At 58.5% G+C, this 26,162-nt stretch carries 26 protein-coding genes; 9 read left to right on the top strand and 17 right to left on the bottom strand.

Features of this window, described 5'->3' with window-relative positions:
* Positions 1 to 121: 121 nt before the first annotated feature.
* Positions 122 to 553, top strand: coding sequence for an ester cyclase (locus GN234_RS29895; RefSeq protein WP_176689524.1), 432 nt, complete (start codon positions 122 to 124; stop codon positions 551 to 553).
* Here the strand turns inward: GN234_RS29895 and GN234_RS29890 are convergent.
* The 4 genes from GN234_RS29890 to GN234_RS29875 are packed head-to-tail and all read right to left on the bottom strand — an operon-like array spanning position 519 to position 4,023.
* The gene (locus GN234_RS29890) at positions 519 to 1,808 is read right to left on the bottom strand and encodes an NAD(P)/FAD-dependent oxidoreductase (RefSeq protein ID WP_176689523.1); all 1,290 of its coding nucleotides are present in this window, start codon (positions 1,806 to 1,808) and stop codon (positions 519 to 521) included. The two genes, GN234_RS29895 and GN234_RS29890, sit on opposite strands and share 35 nt — an antisense overlap.
* On the bottom strand, positions 1,805 to 2,551 hold the full coding sequence (locus GN234_RS29885) for an amino acid ABC transporter ATP-binding protein (RefSeq protein WP_116832775.1): 747 nt from the start codon (positions 2,549 to 2,551) through the stop codon (positions 1,805 to 1,807). Before GN234_RS29885 ends, GN234_RS29890 begins: the two co-directional genes overlap by 4 nt.
* On the bottom strand, positions 2,548 to 3,204 hold the full coding sequence (locus GN234_RS29880) for an amino acid ABC transporter permease (protein ID WP_176689522.1): 657 nt from the start codon (positions 3,202 to 3,204) through the stop codon (positions 2,548 to 2,550). Before GN234_RS29880 ends, GN234_RS29885 begins: the two co-directional genes overlap by 4 nt.
* A 60-nt stretch (positions 3,205 to 3,264) precedes the next feature.
* The gene (locus tag GN234_RS29875) at positions 3,265 to 4,023 is read right to left on the bottom strand and encodes an ABC transporter substrate-binding protein (RefSeq protein ID WP_176689521.1); all 759 of its coding nucleotides are present in this window, start codon (positions 4,021 to 4,023) and stop codon (positions 3,265 to 3,267) included.
* A gap of 166 nt (positions 4,024 to 4,189) precedes the next feature.
* Between GN234_RS29875 and GN234_RS29870 the strand changes: the two genes are divergently transcribed.
* Together GN234_RS29870 and GN234_RS29865 are read left to right on the top strand one after the other, a co-directional pair.
* Complete coding sequence (locus tag GN234_RS29870) at positions 4,190 to 4,966, top strand: IclR family transcriptional regulator (RefSeq protein WP_116832778.1); 777 nt, start codon at positions 4,190 to 4,192, stop codon at positions 4,964 to 4,966.
* A 33-nt stretch (positions 4,967 to 4,999) separates the two neighbouring features.
* Complete coding sequence (locus GN234_RS29865; protein WP_176689520.1) at positions 5,000 to 5,191, top strand: hypothetical protein; 192 nt, start codon at positions 5,000 to 5,002, stop codon at positions 5,189 to 5,191.
* Positions 5,192 to 5,256: 65 nt separating this feature from the next.
* On the opposite strand, the gene GN234_RS29860 is transcribed toward GN234_RS29865, so the two are convergent.
* The 7 genes from GN234_RS29860 to GN234_RS29830 all read right to left on the bottom strand — a co-directional run bounded on the left by GN234_RS29860 (position 5,257) and on the right by GN234_RS29830 (position 12,406).
* Positions 5,257 to 5,886 carry a LysE family translocator gene (locus tag GN234_RS29860; protein WP_176689519.1) on the bottom strand — a complete coding sequence of 210 codons (630 nt, stop codon included), beginning with the start codon at positions 5,884 to 5,886 and terminating at the stop codon, positions 5,257 to 5,259.
* Positions 5,887 to 6,164: 278 nt separating this feature from the next.
* Positions 6,165 to 7,445 carry an OprD family porin gene (locus GN234_RS29855; RefSeq protein ID WP_176689518.1) on the bottom strand — a complete coding sequence of 427 codons (1,281 nt, stop codon included), beginning with the start codon at positions 7,443 to 7,445 and terminating at the stop codon, positions 6,165 to 6,167.
* Between the two features lie 286 nt (positions 7,446 to 7,731).
* Positions 7,732 to 8,427 (bottom strand): DUF4286 family protein, encoded by a 696-nt coding sequence (locus tag GN234_RS29850; protein ID WP_176689517.1) that lies wholly within the window; start codon positions 8,425 to 8,427, stop codon positions 7,732 to 7,734.
* Positions 8,428 to 8,448: 21 nt separating this feature from the next.
* Positions 8,449 to 9,342 (bottom strand): fumarylacetoacetate hydrolase family protein, encoded by an 894-nt coding sequence (locus tag GN234_RS29845; protein WP_109753327.1) that lies wholly within the window; start codon positions 9,340 to 9,342, stop codon positions 8,449 to 8,451.
* Between the two features lie 3 nt (positions 9,343 to 9,345).
* A complete protein-coding gene (locus GN234_RS29840) occupies positions 9,346 to 10,146 on the bottom strand; it encodes a 2-keto-4-pentenoate hydratase (protein ID WP_176689516.1) in 801 nt (266 codons plus the stop codon).
* Entirely contained in the window at positions 10,143 to 10,949 is an 807-nt protein-coding gene (locus GN234_RS29835; protein WP_109753329.1) for an IclR family transcriptional regulator, read from the bottom strand. Before GN234_RS29835 ends, GN234_RS29840 begins: the two co-directional genes overlap by 4 nt.
* A 278-nt stretch (positions 10,950 to 11,227) precedes the next feature.
* Positions 11,228 to 12,406 carry a fumarylacetoacetate hydrolase family protein gene (locus tag GN234_RS29830; protein WP_176689515.1) on the bottom strand — a complete coding sequence of 393 codons (1,179 nt, stop codon included), beginning with the start codon at positions 12,404 to 12,406 and terminating at the stop codon, positions 11,228 to 11,230.
* Between the two features lie 120 nt (positions 12,407 to 12,526).
* Here GN234_RS29830 and GN234_RS29825 point away from each other — a divergent pair, with 120 nt between their 5' ends.
* From GN234_RS29825 to GN234_RS29800, 6 genes are all read left to right on the top strand, one after another.
* Positions 12,527 to 13,513, top strand: a complete 987-nt coding sequence (locus tag GN234_RS29825) for a LysR family transcriptional regulator (RefSeq protein WP_176689514.1) — start codon at positions 12,527 to 12,529, stop codon at positions 13,511 to 13,513.
* Between the two features lie 123 nt (positions 13,514 to 13,636).
* Positions 13,637 to 15,184: a UxaA family hydrolase gene (locus tag GN234_RS29820; RefSeq protein WP_176689513.1), complete on the top strand. Its 1,548-nt coding sequence runs from the start codon at positions 13,637 to 13,639 to the stop codon at positions 15,182 to 15,184.
* A 60-nt stretch (positions 15,185 to 15,244) separates the two neighbouring features.
* On the top strand, positions 15,245 to 16,825 hold the full coding sequence (locus GN234_RS29815; protein WP_176689512.1) for an aldehyde dehydrogenase (NADP(+)): 1,581 nt from the start codon (positions 15,245 to 15,247) through the stop codon (positions 16,823 to 16,825).
* Between the two features lie 412 nt (positions 16,826 to 17,237).
* On the top strand, positions 17,238 to 18,671 hold the full coding sequence (locus GN234_RS29810) for an MFS transporter (protein ID WP_176689511.1): 1,434 nt from the start codon (positions 17,238 to 17,240) through the stop codon (positions 18,669 to 18,671).
* A gap of 73 nt (positions 18,672 to 18,744) precedes the next feature.
* Positions 18,745 to 19,674 (top strand): shikimate dehydrogenase family protein, encoded by a 930-nt coding sequence (locus GN234_RS29805; protein ID WP_233459500.1) that lies wholly within the window; start codon positions 18,745 to 18,747, stop codon positions 19,672 to 19,674.
* A gap of 6 nt (positions 19,675 to 19,680) precedes the next feature.
* Positions 19,681 to 20,700: a Gfo/Idh/MocA family protein gene (locus GN234_RS29800; RefSeq protein WP_176689510.1), complete on the top strand. Its 1,020-nt coding sequence runs from the start codon at positions 19,681 to 19,683 to the stop codon at positions 20,698 to 20,700.
* A gap of 282 nt (positions 20,701 to 20,982) precedes the next feature.
* Here GN234_RS29800 and GN234_RS29795 read toward each other — a convergent pair whose 3' ends face one another.
* The 6 genes from GN234_RS29795 to GN234_RS29770 form a co-directional block, all read right to left on the bottom strand.
* Positions 20,983 to 21,384, bottom strand: coding sequence for an ExbD/TolR family protein (locus tag GN234_RS29795; protein WP_046061820.1), 402 nt, complete (start codon positions 21,382 to 21,384; stop codon positions 20,983 to 20,985).
* 1 nt (position 21,385) lies between these two features.
* A complete protein-coding gene (locus GN234_RS29790) occupies positions 21,386 to 22,111 on the bottom strand; it encodes a MotA/TolQ/ExbB proton channel family protein (protein ID WP_176689509.1) in 726 nt (241 codons plus the stop codon).
* A 99-nt stretch (positions 22,112 to 22,210) separates the two neighbouring features.
* Positions 22,211 to 23,023, bottom strand: coding sequence for an energy transducer TonB (locus GN234_RS29785; RefSeq protein WP_176689508.1), 813 nt, complete (start codon positions 23,021 to 23,023; stop codon positions 22,211 to 22,213).
* A gap of 48 nt (positions 23,024 to 23,071) precedes the next feature.
* Positions 23,072 to 24,097 (bottom strand): ABC transporter substrate-binding protein, encoded by a 1,026-nt coding sequence (locus GN234_RS29780; RefSeq protein WP_176689653.1) that lies wholly within the window; start codon positions 24,095 to 24,097, stop codon positions 23,072 to 23,074.
* A 22-nt stretch (positions 24,098 to 24,119) separates the two neighbouring features.
* The gene (locus GN234_RS29775) at positions 24,120 to 24,932 is read right to left on the bottom strand and encodes an ABC transporter ATP-binding protein (protein WP_176689507.1); all 813 of its coding nucleotides are present in this window, start codon (positions 24,930 to 24,932) and stop codon (positions 24,120 to 24,122) included.
* Between the two features lies 1 nt (position 24,933).
* Positions 24,934 to 25,818, bottom strand: coding sequence for an ABC transporter permease (locus GN234_RS29770; protein WP_176689506.1), 885 nt, complete (start codon positions 25,816 to 25,818; stop codon positions 24,934 to 24,936).
* Between the last annotated feature and the right edge of the window lie 344 nt (positions 25,819 to 26,162).

Raw genomic sequence — 26,162 nt, 5'->3', positions numbered from 1 at the left:
CTCGACCTTTATCGTCGGGGGCTCCCCCCCATCGATAACCAGCACATCACCTTCATGACACTTGGCAACAAGGCCAGGGATCGCAGAAGGCGGAAACAGGCATATAGCGGAGTACAGTCCCATGACCTCGAACCTTGCAACCCTCTATAGCGACTACATCGCCTGCCTGAATGCACAGGACTGGGAAAGCCTGGGGCATTTCGTGCATCCGGATGTGGTTCATAACGCGAGACGGTTAGGACTGCACGGCTATCGAAGCATGCTGGAAGCGAACTACCGGGATATCCCTGACTTGCGCTTTGAAATCGAGTTCCTGGTGATAGAGCCACCCAAATTGGCGGCTCGCCTGGCATTCAATTGCACGCCGACTGGAGAGTTCCTGGGCCTTGCCGTCAATGGGGCGCGGATCTCCTTCGCGGAAAACGTCTTCTACGCGGTCGAGGACGGCAGGATCCGCGAGGTCTGGTCAGTCATCGACAAGGAAGCGATCGAAGCTCAACTCCAATTTCAAGCAGCGCTCAAAACAGCGCATCCAACACCCGGTAATAGCTGATGCCGGCAGCCAGATAAAGCCGCTGCAAGGCATGGAAGGGAATCTGGCGCAGTGGCATGACCGGAAACGGGAAGTCCTGTGTCGCCCCCGACAGCTTCGCCGCCAGATGCTTGCCTAACGCCGTGGACAAGGCAATGCCGCGACCGTTGTAGCCGAGCAGGACTGACAGCCCCGGTGCGGGATCATGCACATGGGGCAGAAAGCTCTGCGTCAGGGCGACCCGACCACTCCAGCGGTACTCGACAGGCACATCCGCCACTTGCGGAAACAGCGCCCCCAGCGAACGCTCCAGGTGCGCCCAGTCACGCTGCCGGGAAGGCTCCGAGAAGGGCCCTCGCCCTCCCAGAAGCAGACGCCCCTGTGCATCCTGCTTGAAATAAAGCAGCAAGCGTCGTGAGTCCGAACAAACCTCGCCACCGGGCAGGATGGTCTTGCGTATCGCCGGTGGGAGCGGACGGGTCGCGATGATGAAGCTGTTGGCCGCGACGACGGTCTGGCGCAATCCGGGCCACAGGTCGTCGGTATAGCCATCGGTGGCCAATAGCACCCGCTGCGCATTGACCCGGGATCCTTGCGCAGTGGACAACGTCCACCCCGATTGCTGTCGCTGCAACCCCGTGACACGACTGTGGCCATGGATCATCGCGCCCCGCCCCATTGCAGCCTTCGCCAGGCCACGGGCATAACTCAGCGGGTGCAAGCTGCCGGCCCGTGGATCAACCCAGCCCCCCAGATAGTTTTCGGTACCAATACGTTGGCTGACCGCAGCCCGGTCCAGCAGCTCCACCTGGACCCCGCGGCGTTGCCATTGTGCGGCGCGTTGTTCGATCGCCTTCATCGCAGTGGCCGAACAGGCGGGCTGGATCCAGCCTTTCTGGGTCGCATCACACTCGATCCCGTACTGGCGAACCAACGAAAACACTTCGTCAGCGGCGGAACCGGCCACGTCGAGCATCGCTTCGGCGCGAGCCGTACCGAACTTGCTGTGCAATTGATCGGGGTCGAATTTCAGCCCGGGGATCACCTGTCCGCCGTTGCGCCCCGACGCCCCCCAGCCTGGCTCCCCGGCATCCAGCACACAGACATTGATACCTGCTTCGGCCAGTCGCAAAGCCGTGACCAAACCGGTGTAGCCGGCGCCCACGATGGCGACATCCACGTTTTTGTCTTCAGCCAGCGCCGGCGTTTCCACCGCCGGTATCGCAGTCGCGGCCCAGAGAGAGGCTGGCAGTTGAGGCGCGAAAGGGGCATTCATGCCTGCACCTCTGCACTGTGATTGAGCAGCCGGCGCAGAAAGTCCTGGGTGCGCGGATGTGTCGGGGTACTCAGCACCTCCCCCGCCGGGCCTGACTCGACGATCTTGCCGCTGTGAAGAAAACAGACCTTGTCGGCCACGTCTCGAGCGAAGGCCATCTCGTGGGTGACCACGATCATGGTCATGCCTTCATTGGCGAGATTGCGCATCACCGCCAACACTTCACCGACCAGCTCCGGATCGAGCGCGGAGGTCGGCTCGTCGAAGAGGATGGCCTGCGGGTTCATCGCCAACGCCCTGGCAATGGCGACCCGTTGCTGCTGGCCACCGGACAGTTCGTCCGGGTAGGCATTCATTCGGTGGGACAAGCCCACCTTTTCCATCAGCGCCTCGGCGTTCCTGCGGGCGGCCTGGGGGTTCTCCTTCTTCACGTAGATAGGCCCTTCCATGACATTTTCCAGCGCCGTGCGGTGCGGAAACAGATTGAAGCGCTGGAAGACCATCGCCACCCGGCTGCGAATATCGTGGATCGACCTGGCATTGCGGTCGACCCGTTCGTTGCTGATCAGGACGTCGCCCTGGTCATAACTTTCCAGACCGTTGATGCAGCGCAGCAACGTGGATTTGCCCGAACCCGAAGGGCCGATCAGACACACCACTTCACCACTCTTGACCTGCAGATCGATGCCTTCAAGAACAGGGACGTTGCCATAACGCTTGTGAATGCCCTTGATCTCGATCATGACGTTCTCCGGGTGCTGAAGCGTGCTTCCAGACGACGCAGCGCATAGGACAGTGGTAGGCTCATGGCAAGGTAGAGCAACGCCACCAGGGTATAGACCGTCATGTTCTCGAAGGTCGAGGAGGCAATCAGTTGCCCTGCACGCGTCATCTCGGCCACGGTGATGGTAGAGACCAGCGACGAGTCCTTGAGCATCATGACCAGCGTATTGCCGTAAGGCGGCAAGGCAATGCGAAATGCCTGGGGCAGCACCACTCGCCGCATCACCATCGCGCCCCGCATACCCAAGGATTCGGCCGCCTCGATCTGTCCTTGCTGGATCGCCTGGATACCGGCCCGAAAGTTCTCGGCCTGATACGCCGAATAAGCGATCCCCAGGCCAATGATGCCGGCCTGCATTGCCGTCAGCTGGATGCCGAATTCCGGCAGGACGAAGTAGATGTAAAACAGCTGCACAATGATCGGCAGACCACGAATGACGTTCACCACGCTGATGGCAAACAAGGCGATCGCGCGGACTTTGGAGACCATCATCAGGGCCAGGACCAGCCCGATCAGCGAACTGAGGACAAACGACCCGGCCGTCACCTGCAGAGTGACCGCCGCCCCTTTGAGCAAGATAGGAAGAAAGTCCAAGGCATTCTGGAAAAACATAAGGCTACCCACGAAACAATGAGTGGACCCGCCCGCCGTTGCGGGCGGCCGACGCAACCATCAGTTGAGTTTCCACTTGCTGATGATCTGATCGAGCGAACCATCAGCCTTGATCGCAGCGATGCCCTTGTTGACCTGCTCCAGTGTCGCACTGTCACCTTTGCGCATGATCAGACAGACATCCCCGATCACCACAGGCTGATAGCTCTGGACCAGATGCACCTTGTTCTGCGTGCCTTGAGCCAATTGGTAGGCGACGACCGGACGATCGGCGAAACCTGCCTTGATACGACCAAGCGCCAGGTCTCGCATCAGGTCCGGGATCGAATCATAGCCACGGACTTCCTTGAAGACGCCACGCTTGTTCAGCTCATCGATGAACACGGTACCGACCTGGGCGCCGACGACCTCACCGGCAAAGTCCTCCATGCGGGTGTACTGGGTCTGGTCGTCGACCTTGACGATCAACCCCTCGCCATAGCTGAAGACCGGATCGGAATACTGCACCACCTTTTCCCGCGCCGGCGTGCGGAGCATGGCCGCGGAAATCAGGTCGATCTTGTTTGAAGTCAGTGACGGAATGAGTGAAGCGAAAGTGGTCTGCTGGATCTCCACCTCGAAACCACCAGCCTTGGCCACCGCCTGCGCGGCGTCAACCATCATGCCCTGGATGCTCTGGCTCTTGACGTCGAGAAAGGTGAAGGGAATGCCCGTCGCGGTTGCGCCAACCTTGTAGACGGGCTCGGCGACGACATTGGCTGAAACGATGCCGGTAGCCAGGGCAACAACGAACGTGAGTGCACGAAAGCGAGTAAGCATGGCGTATCTCCCATTGGACGCTTTTATTTGTCTTAAGTCCGGTAAGAGTTGCCCCAAGTGAATGGCAGGAGGGCTTAAAATGACTATAAACGATTTACTAAAATCGTAAAGAGATTTATAAGTATCGAATATCGATATTCAAAAAGCAGAAAAACAAGGATTTCATATGAGCGACGCCCCTCATCCCCTGTTCAATCAGTCACTGGAGAAAGGCCTGGCGGTGTTGCGGGCTTTCAACGCATCCAGGCGCACGATGAATCTGGCGGATATCGCGCAAGCGGCAGAGATCAACAAAAGCTCCGCACAACGCATGATCCACACCCTCGAAGAGCTGGGTTATGTGCGCAAGCATCCGCAGACCAAACGTTTTCAACTGACCCCGAAGGTCATGGAAATCGGCTACAACTACCTGGCCGCCGACACGCTGGTCGACGTGGCCAACCCGTTCCTTGCCGAGCTCGCGCAGGCTACCGGGGAAACGACCAATCTGACCGAGCCCGACGGGCTGGACATGGTCTACGTCGCTCGCTTCGTAGCACCGAAATTCATCCCAATCCACATGCCCATCGGCAGCCGCATACCGATGTACTGCACCGGTTCCGGACGGGCCTTTCTCAGTGCCCAGCCAGACGACGAACTCGCTGCCACCCTGCAAGCCAGCGATCGCAAACGACACACCCAGTACACACTGACCGAGATCGACGACATCATCGAGCAGATCGAGATCACGCGGCGCAGGGGTTACGCCATAAACAAGGAAGAGCTGTTCCTGGGCGACATGTCCATTGCCGCGCCAATCATAGGCAGCCAGGGTTTGCCGGTGGCGGCAGTGCATGTGGTCGTGCCCAGCAGTCGCTGGACCATGGAGGAAGCCGAACGCAAGCTGGCGCCCGCGGTTATCGAATGCGCGCGGGCGATTCGCTCGTCAATACGAACCCTGTAGCCGATCTACTTTTGCGACAGCCTGAATGCGGGCATGCGGGTCGTGATCGGCATCGTTAACGGCATCGGCTTTTCAGGGATGCTCATGGGGCACGCCGCGATCACAATTATCGTGGGGCGCTTTGGCCTGGAGTCGCTGATGTACTTCCCGCTCATTCTGCTGGGCCTGCTGGCGGTGTTCGGCCCGATGCTGGTTCGCACCGCACGCCAAAGGCCCAACCGCTGACGCAGAAACTGCCGGCTCTTTGAATCCGCATGCGTGAACTGGCTATTGGCAATGCGGCATTCGGCTCAAGCAGGATTGGAAACAGCGAGTTTGAGCCCAAATGCGACAAAAACACCGCCCGTGAGCCGATCAAGTGCCTTCAGGGCCGCCGGCCGCTTCAGGAAACGGCTCAACGGCACCGTAGCCGCTACCAGAATGCCGAACCAGGCCAGCGTCAACAGCACGTGTAACGCTGCAAGGAAGAATGAATAGCTGGCAACGCTCGAACCACTCGGGACGAACTGGGGGAGAAAAGTGACGTAGAAGACGCCTATTTTGGGGTTCAGCAGGTTAGTCAATAAACCGCGGATAAAGGCGTCACGTGCAGTGACAGCCATGTTCTCGTTCCCCTGCCCTTGCAGAGTTGTCCTAGGTCGCAGCAGCAGTTTGATACCCAACCAAACGAGATAAGCTGCGCCGACAATTTTCAGCACTAGGTAAGCCCACTCCGAAGCTTGCAACAGGGCGCCGAGCCCCAGTGACACCGCCGCTCCCCACACCAGGCACCCGAGCGCAATACCGATAGAGGCCATCAACGCCGAGCGTCGACCACCGGTCGCTGTAGCGCGAAGAACCATGGCAGTGTCCACGCCGGGGGTAACAGTGAGCACTGACGCAGCAGCGATGAAGGCTAGCAGCAGGGGTAAGTCGCTCATTTGGGTTTCCATGGCAGTAGGCCGCTCGTACGGCTACCCACTCTAATTAGCCACTTGAAGTTTGGTCAAACGTTCTGTGTAGCCCGTCGGCCAAGGACCTGTGGCACCGAAACCTGCGAACGCGAACGCCGGCAACAGCCCGACAGCTACTGAAGAAGAGGCCTTGGCGCTGGCCCAGAGATTATTAGAACCAGCGCTCATGAAAACCGGAGATTTTTAGAACAGCGGCGGCGTACTGAACGCCGCCTACCGATCAAGAAGTGCGATCGAAAAACGCTTTATAGCAGCGAGATGGGGTAATTAATAAAGATTCGGTTCTCATCAAACTCATTGGTACTGAAATCCCTGCGAATACTCGAATTTCGCCATCTAACGCTGAGATTTTTCAGCGCGCCGGACTGCACCACATAGGCCAGTTCCGATTCTCGGCCCCATTCTTTGCCATCGGTAATCGAACCTGTATGGACATTATCACCGCTGATATATCGGTTCATTAATGTCAGGCCCGGCACGCCGACGGCAGCAAAGTTGAAGTCATGGCGCAGTTGCCAGGATTTTTCCTTGGCGTTGTCGTAGCTGGAGTTGTAGCTGTCGTTGGCCAGGGTGCCGCCACTGGTGCCATTCACGCGCATCCAGGCATCATCGCCGCCGACTTTCTGCAGGCCGACGTAGAAGGTGTTGCCACCGTATTTGGCCGAGAGCATGGCGAACGCGGTCTTGTTGTCCAGGTCGCCGGCCAGCGCGCTGCCGTCTTCCTTGCCGATGAAGTAGCCGAGGTTGGCGCCCAGGGTCCAGTCACCGATGGGTTGGCTGTGGGTCAGGTTGAAATACTGCTGCTGGTAGATGTCGGACAGTTCCGCATACCAGACGCCAACCTGAGTGCGCTTGTCGTTGAAGGCATATTCGCCGCCGCCGAAGTTGAAGCGGTCGGAGGTGAAGGCGCCGCGGCCGTTCATGGACATGTCTTCCATGCTCGCGTCGTTGCGCGGGCTGTTGGCGCGGAATTGACCGCCGTACAGCGTCAGGCCGTTGATCTCGGTGGAGGTCACCTGGCCACCGCGGAAGGTTTGCGGCAGGGAGCGGCCATCGTCGGAGCGCAGGATTGGCAGCACTGGCATCCATTCACCGACCTTCAGTTCGGTCTTCGACACTTTGGCCTTGAGGGCGACGCCGAGGCGACCGAAATCGTCGGCCGGACGACCGTCATCATGCACGGGCAGCAATTGTGTGCCCGCAGTGCCACGGCCGCCGTCGAGCTTGACCGAGTACGTGCCCAGCACATCCACACCAAAACCGACCACGCCCTGGGTGAAACCGGACTTGGCGTCGAGAATGAAGTTCTGGGTCCATTCCTCGGCTTTACCTTGGGCAGCGTTCGGGTTGGTGAAGTTACGATTGATGTAAGCATTGCGCAAATTGAGGGTGGCCTTGGCGCCATCGACAAAACCGCTATTCTGATCGGCTTGAACAGCCGCTGACGAACCCGCGCAGACCGCAAGAGTCAGACGGATCAGAGAGTGATGTGCAGGCACGCTGCGGGAAATAACAGGGTAGCGCATGATAATTTCTCACAATGAATTATTATTGTTTTTGTTGCGATTTTTAGCTCTTCATTCAACCTATGCACAGGCCGCTCGAAGAACTAACTTCCGAGCCACTGCTGGGAACACTATCTGTCTTGTATTAGCCCTTTATTGAGTAACTTGATAATGGGTTGATATTCACCTCAAACAAAATCCGAGCGTGCGCAGACGCGAGCCGAACTCAATGCCTGTAATGACACGCTCGTGGGAAACTGCCTGAGAATTACGACTGAAAGTTAAAACGTACTCGAGCGCTCGGCGATCAACCTGCACTCCCCGGCGTTTTGCAACGTGTGTATTCCAATTGATAAAGCGTGGTTTCCGGCCCCATCGATTGCCCCTCCAACAGCCGTTGCAGCTCCGCTACAAAAGACTCGCCGGCGACACGGACATAGTCAGGCGCACAACCTTCGATCATGACGATCCAGGCCGGTATTTGCGTCCCCTCGGCGCGGGCCTTTTTCTCTGCGGTTTCAACCTTGCTCACGGCTTCATCAGCCACACACAAGTGCACGCCGGTAATTCCCTGTTTATCTGCGAGGGGAGGAAGTACGCGTTGGCGCAATGCGTCTGATACCGATTTATGTTGCCCTTCGACAACATCGAAACGGACCGTTAACAAATACGCGCCCTGCCCCACACCGCTGGTGTAAGTGACCTCGCAAATGGATCGCGCGACGTTGCGATAGGACTTCACCGACTGTTGGGTCCACGCCGTCGGACTGTTGAGACGCGATAGATAATCCTGCCCGCCCAGCACCTGCACCGTATCCGCCTCATAGAGGTTGAAGTAGGTAGGCCCTGCATCCAAAGCGATGTATCGACGCCCCCGCAAAAAACCCGGAATCCCGGCCCGCTCAGGCATGTGTTCACGGTTATGCCACTCATAGAACTCGTCCCGCGCTTCGGGCAAAAGATCGTGCCAGATCGCGACTACTCCTGTTCCTGCAAAGCTCATAGCGTTTTCCTCTAGCGATAGTCAGTCAACGTTGGGATGGCGACCGGCGACCCACGCAGCGCCCATTTCAGCAACGTAAGGAACCACGGTCTGAAATTGCTCACCCAGCCCTTGGCCGCCGACACGCATGGTGTCACCCGCCTTGAGAAATACCGGTGGTTTCTGCCCGAGCCCTACACCGGGTGGCGTACCGGTAATGATGACGTCACCCGGCATTAGCGGCATGAAGCGACTGAGGTACGCGACAATATGTGCAACGCTGAAAATCATCGTACGGGTATTGCCGGTCTGGAGACGTTTGCCATTCACATCGAGCCAGAGGTCAAGTGCCTGCGGATCGGCAATTTCGTCACGGGTGACCAACCAAGGTCCCAGAGGTGCGAAAGAAAAGCCGCTTTTCCCCTTGGTCCACTGGCCTTCGTACTCAAGCTGATAAGCCCGCTCGGAAACATCATTGGCCAGGCAATAACCGGCGATGTGTTCCAAAGCCCGCGACTCATCGATCTGCCAGGCGGGCGTACCGATGACGATGGCCAGCTCGACTTCCCAATCAAGCTTCTGGGCACCCGTCGGTAAAATCACCGGGTCGTTGGGTCCGCTGATGGATGCGGTGTGCTTGTTGAATACCACCGGTTGGCTCGGGATAGGCGTATCCGTTTCAGCTGCGTGATCGGAGTAGTTCAGACCGATGCAAATCAGGTTCGGTACGTTGCCTACGCATGGACCAAGACGTGTGCCAGGCGCCACCACCGGCAGCTTTTCAACGTCAACAGCACGCAGTTTTTCAAGCACTGTGGGGCTCAGGGCCGACGCATCGATGTCATCGACAATGCCCGAAAGGTCTCGAACGATCCCTTGCGAATCCAAAACTCCCGGCTGTTCCTGCCCCGGTAAACCAAAACGAACTAAGCGCATTTGTTACTCCTCCAGCGTTGAGAAATGGACAGACAATGAGCCTGCTTCGCCGAACCGAACATGCAGTGGCTGATTGACGGGCACATCGAGAACACCTGCATAGGACCCGGTGATAACCACCTGCCCTGCTTGCAGCCCTATCCCTTGTGTAGACAGAAAATTGGCCAGCCATACGATCGGCAACAGCGGATCCCCGTCCGGATGGCGGCCCTTGATATTCACAAGCTCAGCCGTTGCATCACTCAGGGTGATATCCAGCGCAGAGGGCATGCTGGCGGGGTTCGACAGCGTGATTGGCGCCCCGAGTACCAGGCCGTGATTGAATAGACCATCGGCGAGCAGTTGCTCGAACGGCAATGAGTGTGGATCGGTGTAACGGCAGTCGATCACTTCCAGTGCCAAGTGCACGTCACTGATCGCAGCAGCAATCTCTCCAGCTGTATAAGGCTCGGCACGAGCCGGCAAATCATGGGCCAGGACGCACGCCAGTTCAGGCTCGATGCGCGCCTTATCGGCGTCGGCGGCCAGTCGGTAACGCTCGCCTTTTACAATGCTGTCGCTGTAGATCGGGGCTACGATCCACTTGCCAGCCGGGGGTAATGCACACTTCCATCCCCCGACGGTTTTTCCAGCCAATGGCCCCACGTGCTGCTGAATGGCAAAACCTTGTGCGAGGCTGCTTGGCGGGTTCGGGCCTGGCAAGGATCCCAGCCGGACACCCTCCAGCCGTGCACGAACCAAAGCGGCAGCCGCGACTTCCAGCCCTGCCCCCGCCTCGGTCCATGCAGGTGCGAGCTGGCTCATACGCTCTCCGAATGCACGTTGCTCTGGCGCGGCCAAACCGTACCCAGCTTGTTGGCTGCATCTTCCAGCAGAGCATGCAATTCGTCATAACGTTCAGGCTGCATGCGCAAGACCGGGCCGGCGATACTCATCGTACCGACCACAGCACCAGACGGAACCAGCTTGACCGGTACGGCAATCGCCCAGACACCCGCTTCGGCTTCTTCGATGACCAAGCCATACCCGCGCTTGCGGGTCAGCGCCAGTTCGGCCAACAAGCCTTCGATGCTGTTGATCGCTTTCGGTCCCTGCCCCATCCCGGCGTCAGCTTTCCCCAATCCGCTACGCAACGCATGCTCAATGGCCAGTTCATCGGGCATTGATGCCAACCAGGCTTTGCCATTGGCGGTGGCGTAGAGATTGATCGGTTTATCCATGGCCGGCGAATACATGAGCCCCGGCGCGGCGCCTTGGGCCGAAGACAGCCAGGACAAGGTGCCCTCGTTGACCACCGTCAGCCGTACCAACTCCTGGCACTGAACAGCCACTTGCTCAAGGATCGGCTGGACCAACTCAGGCAAACCAATTCCATGCAAATAGCGCTGCCCCAACAGCGCCAGCTTCAGCGTCAAGCGGTACTGCGAGGTGGCTTCATCCTGCTCTGCCCATCCTTGCTCGACCAACTGAGCAAGCACTCGATGAGCGGGCCCCTTTTCCAAGCCCAACTCAGCGGCGATATCGGACATCCGCATCCAGCGAGCTTCACGTGCCAGCAGCTCGATAGCCTCCAGGCAGCGGTCAACAGCACCTTTAACGACTCTCATATTTTTCTCGACTTATCTTTGACAATGAGGTGAATGTGAGCAACATTGTTCGTACTGGAACGACGTTCCAATAATATGCAGGCGCCATCCGATAAGTCAAACCCGCTTGTATCTGGCTGACCTTATCGAGACAGGGTGGGACCCGCAGGCATCTCCAGGAAGCAGGGACGCCCGACCGATATGAAACGGGTTCGGCTCTTTTCATCAATAGAAATGAGCCTGCGTATGTCCAATCTTTTGCGGAAGAACACCCAATGCATCTCCCCCTCCCGCCTTACCTACAGCAGTCCGCGGGCAGCAAGATTGTGCATCATTGCTCGCAAGCCGAAAGTCCAGGGCGCAGCCTCATGGCTGTAGGTGACTGCGTTGCGCAATGTACCCAGCAACGGGCTCCCGATGCTGACCTCATCACCCTGCTTATGCGTAAAGCCGCTTCCCGGCTCCTCACGATCCTGGGTAGGCGCAAACAATGTCCCGAGAAACAGCATGAAGCCATCAGGGTATTGGTGATCGCCGCCGATCGTCTGGGCCACGAGATCCAACGGGTCACGGCTGATCAGCGCCATGGAGCTGCTGCCTTTAAGGATGAAGCCGTCGTCGCCCTGAACCCGAAGATCCACGACGCAATTGCGCACGTCATCGAGCGTAAACGCTTCATCGAACAGACGAATAAATGGGCCGATCGCACAGGACGCATTGTTGTCCTTGGCCTTGCTCAACAGCAGTGCACTGCGGCCTTCGAAATCACGCAAGTTGACGTCATTGCCCAAGGTGACGCCATGCACTTGGCCTCGACTGTTCACCGCCAGCACGATTTCCGGTTCCGGGTTGTTCCATTCAGACTTGTGATGAATTCCGATTTCACTGCCGCTGCCCACTGCGGCCAGAACCGGTGCCTTAGTGAAAATCTCCGCATCCGGGCCGATACCGACCTCCAGGTATTGCGACCACATACCCTGCTTGATCAGCACCGCCTTGAGGCGCATCGCGTCTGGCGAGCCTGGCTTGATTGCCCGCAAGTTATCGCCGATTGCCTCTTGCACCAAGCGGCGAACACTTTCCGCTTTGGCGGCATCGCCTCGGGCCTGCTCCTCGATGACCCGCTCGATCATGCTAGAGGCGAACGTTACCCCGGCCGCCTTGATGACTTGCAGATCTGCTGGGGGCAACAGCGATGCCTTGCCGGGATCGGCATGGCTGCCGGTGTTTCCAAGCAACGCCTCGACAGTCCCTATGTACCTGCCAGACGCCTGACGAACTGCCAACAACGGCGAGGTGTGTTCCAGCAGTTCGCTTATTGTCGAAAAGGTTTCAGAAAGATCAAACACACCGTCCTCGCGCAGCACTACCGGCGAGGGTCCTGCAATCGCACCCGGGATCCAGGCACGGCCGATCAGTGTTCCGGCCAAGCCATCCACTGGCAGGGTGTTTTCGCGCGTCAGTTTCAAGTTCGCCATAGAGCTTCCAGATCAGTCAGCCATCAGAGCCGCAAAGCTAATGGACCGCCCGTGCGAATCCCAATGAAAGAATCTCACTAATCAATGCTGTTTCGTTATCGACAGACAAGGCCTTATCCAATGGAAAACGATCAAATTACTTTTGGCAGTGTCACCCGATGGCTGAAGATCAAACATTTGGTACTGGTCAATAGCTTGGCCAAGACCCGCAATATGCACACGACCGCAGAACACATGAATGTTACGCAACCGGCCATCAGTAAATTGCTTCGCGATCTGGAAGTACTCTTGGGTTTCCCACTGTTCGAGCGCCAGACGCGCAACCTGGTGCTGACTGAACTAGGGGAGTTCGTGGCTCGTTATGCGCGTATTACCCTGGAAGACACCGAATCGTTCGTCGACCAAGTCAACAAGCTGCGAAGAGGCGGGCATGGTCATTTGAAAATCGGCACCATTTTCGCCGCGACATCAGTGGTGTTGCCTGAAGCCATCGCCAGCATAAAGCGGGAGCGCCCTCTGCTTTCTATCGAGGTGATCGAACAAACCAGCAACCATCTGCTGGAAATGCTCGAACAAAAAAAACTCGATTTGATCATCGCCCGCTTCACGGATGAGGATTGTCAGCCTTTCGAATTTACGCCGCTGGGGCCTGAACCCTTTTGTCTCGTCGCGAACAGCGCACATCCGCTGTGCCAACTTGAAGTGGTGCCCACTGAAGCACTCAGCGAATGGCCATGGGTCATGTATCCCTTCAATACGCCGATCCGACAACGCATGGAGCGTGCTTTCACGAAGTTCAAGATCGTTCCGCCCACCAACACGGTGGAGACAATTTCCATGCAAACCTTCCTGCAGTTGCTGCAGTCTGGACCAATGCTCGCCATGCTCCCCGAGTCCATGGTCCAGTCGCACCTGCAAAATGGCCAACTGCAAATCCTCGACACCCCCTTCAAAGTTGAATCTCAGGATTACGGGGTTATCACTCGCAAGGATGAACCCCTGTCAGAGCCGACGCGGACGTTTATTGCGACCTTATTGGAATTCGCCAGACAGCGGCAGACAGCGACAGAGAAGAAACACCGCAGCCATCCCAGACAAAGCCGATGAGGCAAAGTTATCGAGCAATCGAAAGCTCTCATTAGGCAGCCATTTCCATGAATCCTATAGTGCCGGCACAAAAGTGCGGCGCTACCAGCGACCGCGCACTACCCAGCAGCCCGTGAGGATGCGATGGAACTGATCATGAAAACCGGCGCAGCAGCTGTGCTGCGCTTGAACCCGCTGGACGATGTGCTTATCGCACGCCGACCGCTGCTTGCTGGCGAATTTCTTGAGCAAGAAGGCGTGACTGTCCGGCAAGCGATTGTACCGGGTCATAAAGTAGCCTCCCGGCGTATCGAAGCCGGTCAACCGGTGAGGCGCTATGGGCAAATCATTGGTTTTGCGGTTGTCGACATAGAAGCAGGCGAGCATATCCATGTGCACAATCTGGCCATGGGGGAATTCACTCGAGACTATGCCTTCAGCGTCGATGCGAAACCCAACGCCAAACCGAGTGAAGCCCCGTCGTTCATGGGTATCGTGCGCCCGGATGGACGCGTCGCGACACGCAACTACATCGGCATTCTCACGTCAGTGAATTGCTCTGCCACAGTCGCCCGGGCCATCGCAGACCATTTTCGTCGGGACATCAATCCGGCTGCACTGCAAGCGTATCCAAACGTCGACGGTGTTGTTGCTCTCACGCATTCCGCCGGCTGCGCCGTTGATCCCGCGGGCGACGGTTTGAGCATGTTGCGCCGGACATTGGCCGGGTATGCGACCCACGCCAACTTTGCGGCCGTGCTGGTCATCGGGTTGGGCTGCGAGACGAACCAAATCGACTCATTACTCACGACGCAAGGACTGACCCGTAGTAATACCCTGCGTACGTTCAACATCCAGGACAGTGGCGGTACGTCCAAGGCCATCGCCAGTGGCATTGACCACGTGAAGCAATTGCTTGGCGAGGCCAATCAGATCCAGCGTGAACCGGTCAGCGCTCGCCATCTGACCGTCGGGCTTCAGTGCGGTGGCTCGGATGGCTATTCCGGTATTACCGCCAACCCCGCACTGGGCAATGCGGTGGATCGCCTGGTCGCCTGCGGCGGTACCGCGATTCTTTCCGAAACCCCAGAAATCTACGGGGCCGAACACTTGCTGACGCGGCGGGCTGTCAGCCGTGAAGTCGGCGAAAAACTCATCGCTCGAATTCACTGGTGGGAACGCTACTGCGAGCGCATGGGGGCCGAGTTGAACAATAACCCCTCTGCCGGCAACAAGGCCGGTGGCTTGACCACCATTCTGGAAAAGTCCCTGGGCGCTGTGGCGAAGGCCGGCTCGAGCAATCTGATGGATGTCTACGAATATGCCCAGGCCGTCACTGCCAACGGGCTGGTTTTCATGGACACCCCTGGCTATGACCCGGTCTCGGCAACCGGTCAGGTCGCCGGTGGCGCCAACCTGATTGCGTTTACCACCGGTCGCGGATCGGCCTATGGCTGCGCCCCTGCCCCATCAATCAAGCTGGCGACTAATAGCGCCTTGTGGGCTCGTCAGCGAGAAGACATGGACATCAACTGCGGCGAAATAGCCGAAGACACTCTGACCATCGAAGAGTGCGGTGCCGCGATCTTTGAAACCATGCTGCGCATTGCCTCGGGCGAGCGCAGCATGAGCGAACAGCACGGATACGGACAAAATGAGTTCGTGCCTTGGCAGATCGGCGCCGTCACCTGATTTTCAGTCCTGGGAATGCCTTGCCCAGCTATCTCTTGCACATTCAACCTGGAGACAACGATGCCCCTCATCACCGGCCAGAATTTTATCGGCGGTCAGCGCAGCGCCGCCGGCAGTATCATCGTCAAGAGTGTCGATGCCAGCACGGGGGAGACCTTGCCCTATGCCTTCCACCAGGCGACCTTGCAAGAAGTCGAGGACGCGGCTCATGCAGCCAACAACGCCTTTTCCAGCTACCGCTGCCTGAGCGCGAGCAAACGGGCTGAATTTCTCGATGCCATTGCCCAAGAGCTGGAGGCTTTGGACGATGAGTTTATTGCCCTGGTTTGCCGTGAAACAGCATTGCCTGTAGCTCGCATCCAGGGCGAACGCGCGCGTACCAGCGGTCAGATGCGCCTGTTTGCAAACGTACTGCGCCGTGGTGACTTCTATGGCGCTCGCATCGACCAGGCGTTACCACTTCGCAAGCCGTTACCGCGCCCTGACCTTCGCCAGTACCGCACCGCCATCGGTCCGGTTGCGGTGTTTGGCGCCAGTAATTTTCCGTTGGCCTTCTCCACGGCCGGCGGTGATACCGCCTCGGCGCTCGCGGCGGGTTGTCCGGTGGTATTCAAAGCCCACAGCGGCCACATGGTGACTGCAGAACAGGTCGCCAACGCGATTATCCGGGCGGCCGAGCGCAGCGGCATGCCCGCCGGTGTCTTCAACATGATTTACGGCAGTGGCGTAGGCGAAGCCTTGGTCAAACATCCGCTCATCAAGGGCGTTGGTTTCACCGGTTCGCTCAAGGGCGGCCGAGCATTGTGCGACATGGCCGCCGCTCGCCCCGAGCCCATTCCCGTCTTCGCCGAGATGTCGAGCATCAACCCGGTCGTGATCCTGCCTCAGGCCCTCTCGCGTCGAGCCGACAGTATCGCTCACGATCTTGTCGCCTCGGTGGTTCAAGGTTGTGGGCAGTTTTGCACCAATCCCGGGCTGGTGGTTGGCATTCGCTCGGATGCTTTCAGTGCTTTTCAGAATAGAGTGGCAGCGTTGATAAGCGACCAACCGGCACAGACAATGCTCAACGCAGGCACGCTGCGTAGCTATGCGGCTGGCTTGCAGAACCTGCACGCGCACCCCGGCATCGTGCACCTGGCCGGCAGCAATCAACAGGGTCACCAGGCCCAGCCACAGTTGTTCAAGGCCGACGTAGAGTTACTGCTTAACGGCGACAAGGTTCTTCAAGAAGAAGTCTTCGGCCCCACGTCCATCTTCATCGAGGTCACTGACCAGGCGCAACTCAACGCTGCCATCAATGCCCTTCACGGACAATTGACCGCGACCCTGATTGGCGAGCCAGAAGACCTGACGCAATTCGCAGAGTTGACTGCTCTGTTGGAGATGAAGGTTGGCCGCATCCTCATCAACGGCTACCCAACGGGTGTCGAGGTCTGCGATTCAATGGTGCACGGCGGCCCTTACCCTGCGACTTCCGATAGTCGTGGCACCTCGGTTGGCACCTTGTCCATCGACCGCTTTCTGAGACCCGTCTGCTTCCAAAACTACCCGGATGCATTGCTTCCCGATGCGCTCAAGAACGCGAATCCGTTGAACATTTCGAGGCTTGTCGACGGTTATCCCTCGCGAGATAGCTTGTAGGTTGGCAAACGTGCAAGGCGGCGCAGGTGTTCTCCCAAGGCGCACGGGGCTCGTGCGCCTTGGGGTCATCCTGCACCGCTGACACGTCCAATTTTGCAGAGAGCCACGCATCACAACGTTAAAACCTGTCGTTGGAGTCATTGCCCTCGGTAGGAAGCAACAGTGCTGGCAGCTGGCGCTAGGGAGCCTGTTCATCCGCTTACACCCTATTCGCTCAATTGCATGAGCGGGCTTTAGCGTGCGCGCTCGGCTCGGCGACGGTGCCTGGCGTATGCATTCAGCACCTCACGAATACCAGCGTCACGCCTTGATCACCAAGGAAAGACTTCCTTGACAATGCGGCGTTTCCAGTAACAGAATTACTAATGGAACGTTGTTACAATAAAAACAATTGGAAAACCGGAGACACGTCATGAATCAGAGCATACCGATCGACGCTCATTCCAAAGGCCAGTCAAAGAAAGCCGCCGCCAGCGGTTGGATCGGCTCGGCATTGGAGTATTACGACTTCTTTATCTATGCGACCGCAGCGGCGTTGCTGTTCCCACAGCTCTTTTTCCCATCTGATAACCCAGCGGTCGGCATCATCGCCTCCCTGGCCAGCTTTGGTGTGGGTTACATCGCCCGGCCGATAGGCGCCGTCGTCCTGGGGCATTTAGGCGATCGTCATGGCCGTAAAACGGTTCTGGTCTACTGCATGTTCCTGATGGGCTTCTCGACGATGTGCATCGGACTTCTGCCAACGTACCAGCAGATCGGGATCTGGGCGCCGCTGCTGCTGGTGACGATGCGTCTGATTCAGGGTTTTGCGGTGGCCGGGGAGATCTCCTGCGCCAGTTCCATGATTCTCGAACACGCTCCGTCCGGTCGCCGTGGTTACTTCGCGAGTTTTACTCTCCAAGGGGTCCAGGCCGGACAGCTCCTCGCGGCAGCCGTTTTCCTGCCTCTGGCTCACTTCATGCCTGCGGATCAGTTCGCTTCCTGGGGCTGGCGGATTCCGTTCCTGCTTAGCGTCGTTGTCGTCATCATGGGCTATATCATTCGTCGCCAGGTCGATGAGACACCGGCATTTTCCGAACAGAAAAAGCAAGACGTAGAGACGGTCCTGCCAGTCGTCGAAGTCATCCGGCAGAGCTGGGGTGACCTCTTGCGTGTGATCTGCATGGCACTTGCCGCAGTGATCGCCATTGTCGCTTCGGTATTCGGCGCCACTTACGCAGTTCAACCTGCCTATGGAATCGGCTTCCCTGCAGGCATCTATTTGTGGATTCCTCTGCTGGGTAACATGTGCGCGGTGATCCTGATCCCCTTCGTCGGCAACCTCTCAGACAAGATCGGCCGCAGGCCCCCAGTCATTGTTGGCGTGCTCTGCGCGGGACTGCTTTCGTACGCGTACCTGTACGCGATCAGCATCCACAACCTGTGGCTTTCGCTGATTCTCTCTGTACTCATGTGGGGCGTCGCCTACCAGGGTTTCAACGGCGTCTTCCCAAGCCTCTTTCCCGAACTGTTCCGCACGCGGGTGCGTGTGACCGGCATGGCCATCGGACAGAATATCGGAACCGCGATGACTGCGTTTCTCCCGGCAATCTTCGTCACTGTCGCGCCGCCCGGCTCCGAGAATATCCCTCTGAAAATCGGTTCCCTTACATTAGGTATCTGTGTGGTCGCTGCGATCGCGGCGTTCACTACGCGTGAAACGTACCGGATTCGCCTTGAAGATCTCGGCAAGCGCAACGCGGTGCCTATCGCCAAAGAAGAATACGATCGTCTACGAGCCGAAGCGATGCAGGGCACAGCCCGGACAGCCGTCCCAAACGACCTGGCTAGCCAACTGCGCTCGTAACCACCTTCGAATTACACTGGTGCGACCCTCAGGTTTTCGCGCCCCACACAGGCCCGACGGGCAGAGCAGCATCATGCGGTTGGCATTTGCCTATGCAGAGCCATCCACGCTGTTCATGCCCCCAAAGGCAATCAGGGCGCCTCTTCCCGTCAACATCGAATATCAGGCAACCATGGCCTCACATATCACAGGAACAACTCGGCTTTATGGATTGGTCGGCCATCCGCTGGCGGCCGCCAAGTCTCCACAATTATTCAATCGACTCTTTATAGAACAGCAGGCAGACGCGGTTTGTATTCCTTTGGAGGTCAAGGCCGATGACCTGTCCTCGTTCGTGGCGGGTGCCAGAGCGCTGAACAATCTCGCCGGCATCCTGATCACCATGCCTCACAAACAAAGGATGCTGGCGGTTGTCGACGAACTTCATCCGACTGCGCGGCAAGTCGGTGCAATCAATGTCATTCGTTGCGAGACCGACGGACGCTGGGTCGGCGCCGTATTCGATGGCCTCGGCTGTGTCCTTGGCATGCAATGGGAAGGCTACTATCCCGCGGACAAAAACGTTCTTTTGGTCGGCGCTGGAGGCGCAGGCAGAGCGATCGCATTTGCCGTCGCGTCGGCGGGCGCTCGATCGCTGACTATTTCCGATGTCGACGAACAGCGAGCCGAGGAGCTGGCGAAAGCCGTTGCTGCCGAAACAGGTTGCATCACGCATTCCGGCCCTCCCGACCCACAGGGCCATGAAATCGTGATCAATGCCACGCCGCTTGGCATGAGCAAGAATGATCCTATGCCTGTGGACCCCGACCGGCTCGAGCCCGGCACCCTCGTCGTCGATATCATCAACTCGCCGGACTCGACACCGCTTTGCACTGCTGCGCGTAAACGAGGTTGTCCTACCCAGGACGGTGGCCCCATGCACAAAGGTCAGGCGTTGCTTGCACTGCGCTTCCTTGGGTTCGATTACCACCCCGATAACGTAACAGCACCGCGCCAGGAGTAAGTACATATGAAAGTTGCGTTACTGGAAGTCAGCCATTGGCACGTCCCGCTGTATCTGAATGCGCTTGAGACCCATGGGGTCCAAGTGGTGGCCGTGTCGGATTCGGAGCACGTGAAGGGTGAGGCGATTGCCGAGCGATTCAAATGCGCTTTGTATAGCTCATCCTACGAATTGCTTGAGCGCGAGGAGGTCGATTTTGCTTTCGTGTTCGGCAGGCACTCGCAAATGCCGTCACTGGCAGAGGCCGTGATCGCACGAAACATCCCCTTTGCCCTGGAAAAGCCCTGCGGCATCAACATGGCACAAGTCACACGGCTACGTGAGCTGGCCGAGCAAGCCAATCTCTACTGTGCTGTACCGCTGATCTTCCGCATGAGTGAACTGCTCAGTGCCCTGCAAGATGCCGAGGGACACTTGGCCACGGACTTCAACTACATGTCTTTCCGTTTCATCGTAGGTCCGCCCTCTCGTTATGAAACGGCAGGCTCAGGCTGGGTCATCGATCCTGCTTTTTCAGGAGGCGGATCGACGATCAACGTGGCGACGCATTTCATAGATCTCTTCAGACTGCTGACCGGCAAGGAAGTCTCGCGAGTCTCAGCCGTCATGAATTCACTCACGCATCGGGGTAACGTCGAAGACTATTCGTTATTGACCCTGCAGACTGAGGATGGCGTGATCGGTGTTGTGGAAACGGGATACAGTTTCCCCAGTACCTTTGATGAACAACGAGAGTTCTCCTTCACCCTTTCATCCGATCACATGTACGCCAAATCCGGTCCTGACCGAATCGAAATAAGGGATCGACAGAACCTTGCCGCCGGTACTCGAAGCCGCCGACTGCAACTGGACACAGACGTCTATTACCCACTGTTCGTCAAGCAAGTGCTTGCTGAGTGCCGTAACGGGGCCAAGCCCATTGCATCGTTACGCGACGCCGAGGCCATCATGCAGGTCATGGACGCGGCCTACGCTTCAGCTCGGCAAGGAGGTACGCTTTTGACGCTTACGCCGACGCCTGGATGATTCGAGCCGCCGAGCAGCTCCGAGCACCTACGGAGCTCACAGTCGCGACTTGCCCCGGTCACCAGGCCAGATGGAGGTGATTGGGGCGCATATTTTTCCGTTCTCCACGTCGAGATGATGTCGAAGAACGTTGGACTCCCTCCACATCACCTAGCCAATACTAGGTGAGAGGACCGCATGCCCTCGCCTGCCTGGACAGGAATCGGCATCCTGATGGCTGCCTTGATGCTGGTGTAGTGATCGCTACAAAACGCAGCCCCGGAAATGGTTCGCACCACACCTCTACTTCGCGGTAATCACCGACAGCTTGCTGATCCCCGCCCGCTCGATGGACGCCATGGCCCGGGCCACCTCGCCATAATTCACGCCGTTGTCCGCCTGCAGTTGCACCCGTACATCAGGGTTCTTCGCCTTGGCGGCTTGCAGGTTCGACTCCAGCAGATCCGCCTGGATCTCATCCTTGTTGATGAACACCTTGCCCTTGTCGTCGATGCTCACCACCAGCGGGTCTTTCTGTTCCACTGGCGCCACTGACTCGGTCTTTGGCAGGTTGATGGGAATGGCGTTGGTCAGCAGCGGCGCGGTGACGATGAACACCACGAGCAGCACCAACATGACATCCACCAGTGGCGTGACGTTGATCTCACTGAGCACTTCGTCGCTGTCTTGTGTGGAGAAGGCCATGTCAGGACGCCTCCTTCACTTTCTGTCCGGCGACGGTCGCACCAGGCTTGTTCAATACCGGGTGCAGCAACACGCGGAACGCATTCTTCTGGGCCAGGCTGTAGAAGTCATGGGCAAAGTCGTCGAGGTCGGCGGCGGTCAGCTTCAGGCGACGCAGGAAGTAGTTGTAGACCAGCACCGCCGGCACCGCGACGGCGATACCGACGCCGGTGGCGACCAGCGCGGCACCGATCGGGCCGGCGACGGTTTCCAGGCTGGCCGAGCCCGCCGCACTGATACCCTTGAGGGCCGACATGATGCCCCAGACGGTGCCGAACAAGCCGATAAAGGGCGACGTGCTGCCAATGCTCGCCAGGATTGCCAGGCCGCTTTCCAATGACCGGCGTTCCCGCACGATCTGCTGGCGCAAGGCGCGCTCGAGCCGGTCCTGGTGATTGATCGACTGGCTCAGGTCGGTGGCTTGCAGGCCTTCCGGCACCTGGATCGCAGCATAGCCGGCCAGTGCCACTCGGGCTGCCGCACCCGGTTGGCTTTGGGCCAGTTCGGCGGCGGAATCGAGACTGGAGGCGGTCCAGAAGCGCTTATGGAATTTGCGGTCCTGGGTCTTGAGACGAGTGAATTGCACGCCCTTGAGCAAGGCAAGGCCCCAGGTCGTGACGGAAAAAAGGATCAACGGCCAGATGACGGCGTGTTCGATGGATTCAAAAGGCGATGCAATCAGGTTCATGGTCAGGCTCTCCAATAAGGCGCTAAGTCAGTTGTAGCGGTATCGGTTGTAGCGATGCGCCTTTTGTCAGGTGGCCCGCGGTCTGTCGGTTGCGTTGAGTTACTTGATCTTGAAGTCAATGGGCACGCTGACCCACCCGTCCACGGCGACGTCCCCCTGCTTGGCCGGAACAAAACTCCAGCGCTTGACCGCCGCCAGCGCAGCGTCGTCGAGTTGATCGCGGCCGCTGCTTTTCTGGAGCTGGACCTCACCGGGTTTGCCGCTGGCCAGGACATGCACCCGCAACAGCACCGTGCCTTCCCAGCCGCGACGCATTGCCAGCGACGGATATTCCGGCGCCGGATTTTTCAGGTAACCGGCGCTGGCCGAAGGTGGCGTCACCGGTTTCGGTGCGGGCGGTACGGGCGGCGCCGGGGCCACGACCGGTTGCGGCGGTGCCGGAGCTACCGGTGGCTGCTCCACCGGCTTGGCTACGGGTTTTGGCACCGGCTTGACCAGCGGTTTGGGTTTGGGAATCGGTTTAGGCGGCGGTGGCTTGATGGCCAATTCATCCTCGACCGGCGGCGGAGGCTCGACCACAGGTTGCGGAATCGGTGCGGGTGGTGGAGGCTCCACCACCGGCGGCGCGGGCTGGGAAAACTCGATGGTCATCGGCGGAATCTCCGGCGGTACCACGGGCAATACCGGAGCAGGCGCCTGGTTGACCCAGACAATCACCGCTCCATGCAGCACCAGGACGAATACCCCCAGTAAGAGCCCTTCGCGACGACTCGATACGCGTTTGGGCGTGGTGTGCAACCGCGACAGCGCCAAAGGTTCGCGGAACACCCGGCCAAGATCCAACAGCTCGCCACTCGGCAGCGAGCGTCGGAATACCTCCAGGGCACGGGTGGCGCTCTGAACATTGCCCATTGCTTGACTCCTATAAATGTCCAAATTGAACACGCACCAGTTCCTGGGCTAACGCGCCGATTCCGATTGCGACAGCGTCAAAGGCGTCGGGGAAAACACCTGCTGATCCGTCAGCGCCTTAACGTCGACTCGATGGGGAAAAATTTTCTTTGCCACGAACAAATCGTCGACCTGTTGCAGGGCCTGGACGTCTTGCGCCTCGACCGGAACCAGCGACTCGTCGCCCCAACTGCGCAAGGTCTGCGAGACTTCAAGGGGAATGTCGTTAACCTTGGCAAAGACCCGGGCGTACTCATCGCGATTGTCCTGCGCCCATTCGAAAGCCTTGGCAAAACGTCCGAGGACATCACTCAACGCCTTGCGCTTGAGCGGGTCATTCAGGACTTCATCTGAGGCCGTGATAAACGTCAGCCCCGAGTTGATGCCCTCGCCGCTGAGCAATACCCGGGCGCCCTTCTGCTCAGCGAAAGCCTGGTACACACCAAACGTCGCCCAGGCTTCGATTTTTCCGGCGTTGAACGCTGGCAACGCATCGGTCGGCAGGACAAACCCCACATTGACGTCTTTCTCATCGACCCCGGCGTTGGCCAGTGCGCGGATCAGCAGGTACTGGGAAATGCTGCCTCGGGCCGACGAAACCACGACGTTGCGGCCTTTCAGATCGGCGACACTGCGGATCGTTGAATCCGGCGGGACCAGAATCGCGATGCCTCGTGACTGGCCGCGCCGCACCGCGACAATCCGTAACGGCGTGCCTCCCGTTGCCGCCGCAAGCACCGGCGTGTCACCCGCCGGCGCCAGGTCGACAGCGCCGGCCCGCAGGGCTTCGAACAACGGCGCGGCGCCCTGGAAGTTCGCCCACTGCACCTTGTACTCGATCCCTTCCAATGCGTTCGACGCTTCCACCACCGTGCGCAAACCCTTGGCCTGATCGCCCAGCACCAGCGTCACGCTGGACAAGTCGGGAGCCTTGGCCGTAGGTGATTGGCTGTCGCTGTTATCTTTGCACCCTGCAAGCACGAATGCGGCACCGACCAATAGCACGGCCGTGGTCTTCCAGGTGCGCCTGGGCATGGCGAACGCCTTCATCGACAGATCATCCATGGGCAAAACGCCGGACGCTGCTGGCCGTAGCCTGACGTGCAGCGCCATTTGCCTGGGCCGCGGGTTCCAGCGTTTCAACACCCAACAGTTTCAGCAAGCGCGCACGGATGTTCTGGAAGCCTTCCTGGCCGGTGTCCCGTGCCCTGGGCAGATCGATCGTCAATTGTTCAGCGATCTTGCCGTTGGCCAGCACGATGACCCGATCGGCCAGCAGGATCGCTTCGTCCACATCGTGGGTCACCAGCAACACAGCAGGTGTGTGTTTGCGCCATAAGTCGATGATCAGCCGATGCATGCGGATCCGGGTCAGCGCATCGAGCGCGGCGAACGGCTCGTCGAGCAGCAACAACTTTGGCTCGCGCACCAGGCCGCGGGCCAGCGCCACCCGTTGGGCTTCGCCGCCAGACAGCGTCGCCGGATAGGCCTCCAACCGATGAGCCAGGCCCACCTCGGTCAGGGCTTCTACCGCACGAGCCTTGGCATTGGGAACGCGCAGGCCAAGAATCACGTTCTTCCAGGCCCGTTTCCAGGGCATCAGCCGGGGTTCCTGGAACACTGCCGCCCGCGCCCTGGGCACTCGCAGTTGACCGCTGTCGATGCTGTCGAGTCCTGCCAGGCTGCGCAGCAAGGTGGTCTTGCCCGAACCGCTGGCGCCGAGCAGCGCGACGAACTCCCCCGGGGCGATGTCCAGGTCCAGGCCATCGATGACCCGCTGTTGGCCAAATTGACGCACCACATTGCGCAGTTGCACAGGCGCTACGGCATCCGTGGGTTTGGATGCCTCCACGAGATCAATGCTCGACATATCAGTTCCTCACAAAAGTTGGGCGCCAGGCCAGGGCAAATCGCTCCAGCGTGCGGATCAATCCGTCGATCAACAGGCCGAGGACGCTGTAGATCAGCAGGCAAATCACGATCACGTCGGTGCGCATGAAATCTCGCGCATCACTGGCCAGGTAGCCGATGCCGGCGGTGGTGTTGATTTGCTCGACGAAAACCAGGGCCAGCCAGGAAATTCCCAGGGAGTAGCGCAGGCCGACGAAAAACGAGGGCAAGGAACCGGGCAGGATCACGTGCCAGATCAGCTCTCGACGGCTCAGGCCCAAGGTGTTGGCGGCCTCGATCAGCTTGGGGTCGATATTGCGAATGCCGGCAAACAGATTCAGGTACACCGGGAAAGTGGTGCCGATGACGATCAGCGCGATCTTGGTGAACTCGCCAATGCCGAACCAGAGGATGAACAGCGGCACGAGGGCCAGCGAAGGGATGGTGCGCAGCATCTGCATCGGCGAATCGAGGACCACCTCGCCGCGTTTCGACAGGCCGCTGATCAGCGCCGCGATCACACCGATCGTTACGCCGATGCTCAACCCCACGAGCGCCCGTTGCAGCGAAACCAGCAGATGCCTGCCAAGCTCACCCGAGACGATCATGGCCCATAGCGTTCCGCCGATCTGCGACGGCGCGGCAATGACCCGCGGCGGGATCAGGCCCCAGCGCGACGCCAGCTCCCACAGCAGCAGGAGCACAATCGGACTGATCAAGCGCAACAACGCCTCTGGCGTGCGCCAATGACGCAACCAGTCGGGAGCCAGTCTCCACGCACCTTGCCGCGCTGCGTTGAGACGCACGGTCTTCTCGACGAAAAAAGAGCTGCTGGTGCCCCGTGTCTCGAAAATCTTGTCGCTCATCAGGCTTCCTTCCTCATATAGAACATGGCCAGAGGCGCCATGCATCAGCTTCGGACTCATGCTATTCGCATAAAAAAACCCAGTGAAATTCTTTTTAGGAATAACCTAATATGTTTAAAAATCAGATGTAGCAAACTCCAAATGAATTATTTGCATAATAATTCGCTACGGGCAGCGTCGATGGAGGGCACACCGACCATTCGCTATAAAATGCAAATATCTGATAACAAGATAAATAATTGATTAAAATATTTGATAATTACTATAGAACAAATCGGCATTTCACAGGCCTGCCCCTCTACGCCTACTTTGCTGTCACGGACCGACCCCTCGCCCGGTGGAGG

Origin of the sequence: Pseudomonas bijieensis (genome assembly GCF_013347965.1) — a bacterium.
GTDB classification, from domain to species: Bacteria; Pseudomonadota; Gammaproteobacteria; order Pseudomonadales; family Pseudomonadaceae; genus Aquipseudomonas; species Aquipseudomonas bijieensis.
The sequence above is the reverse complement of the archived record's forward strand: the minus strand, read 5'-3'. Positions and strand labels throughout refer to the sequence as shown.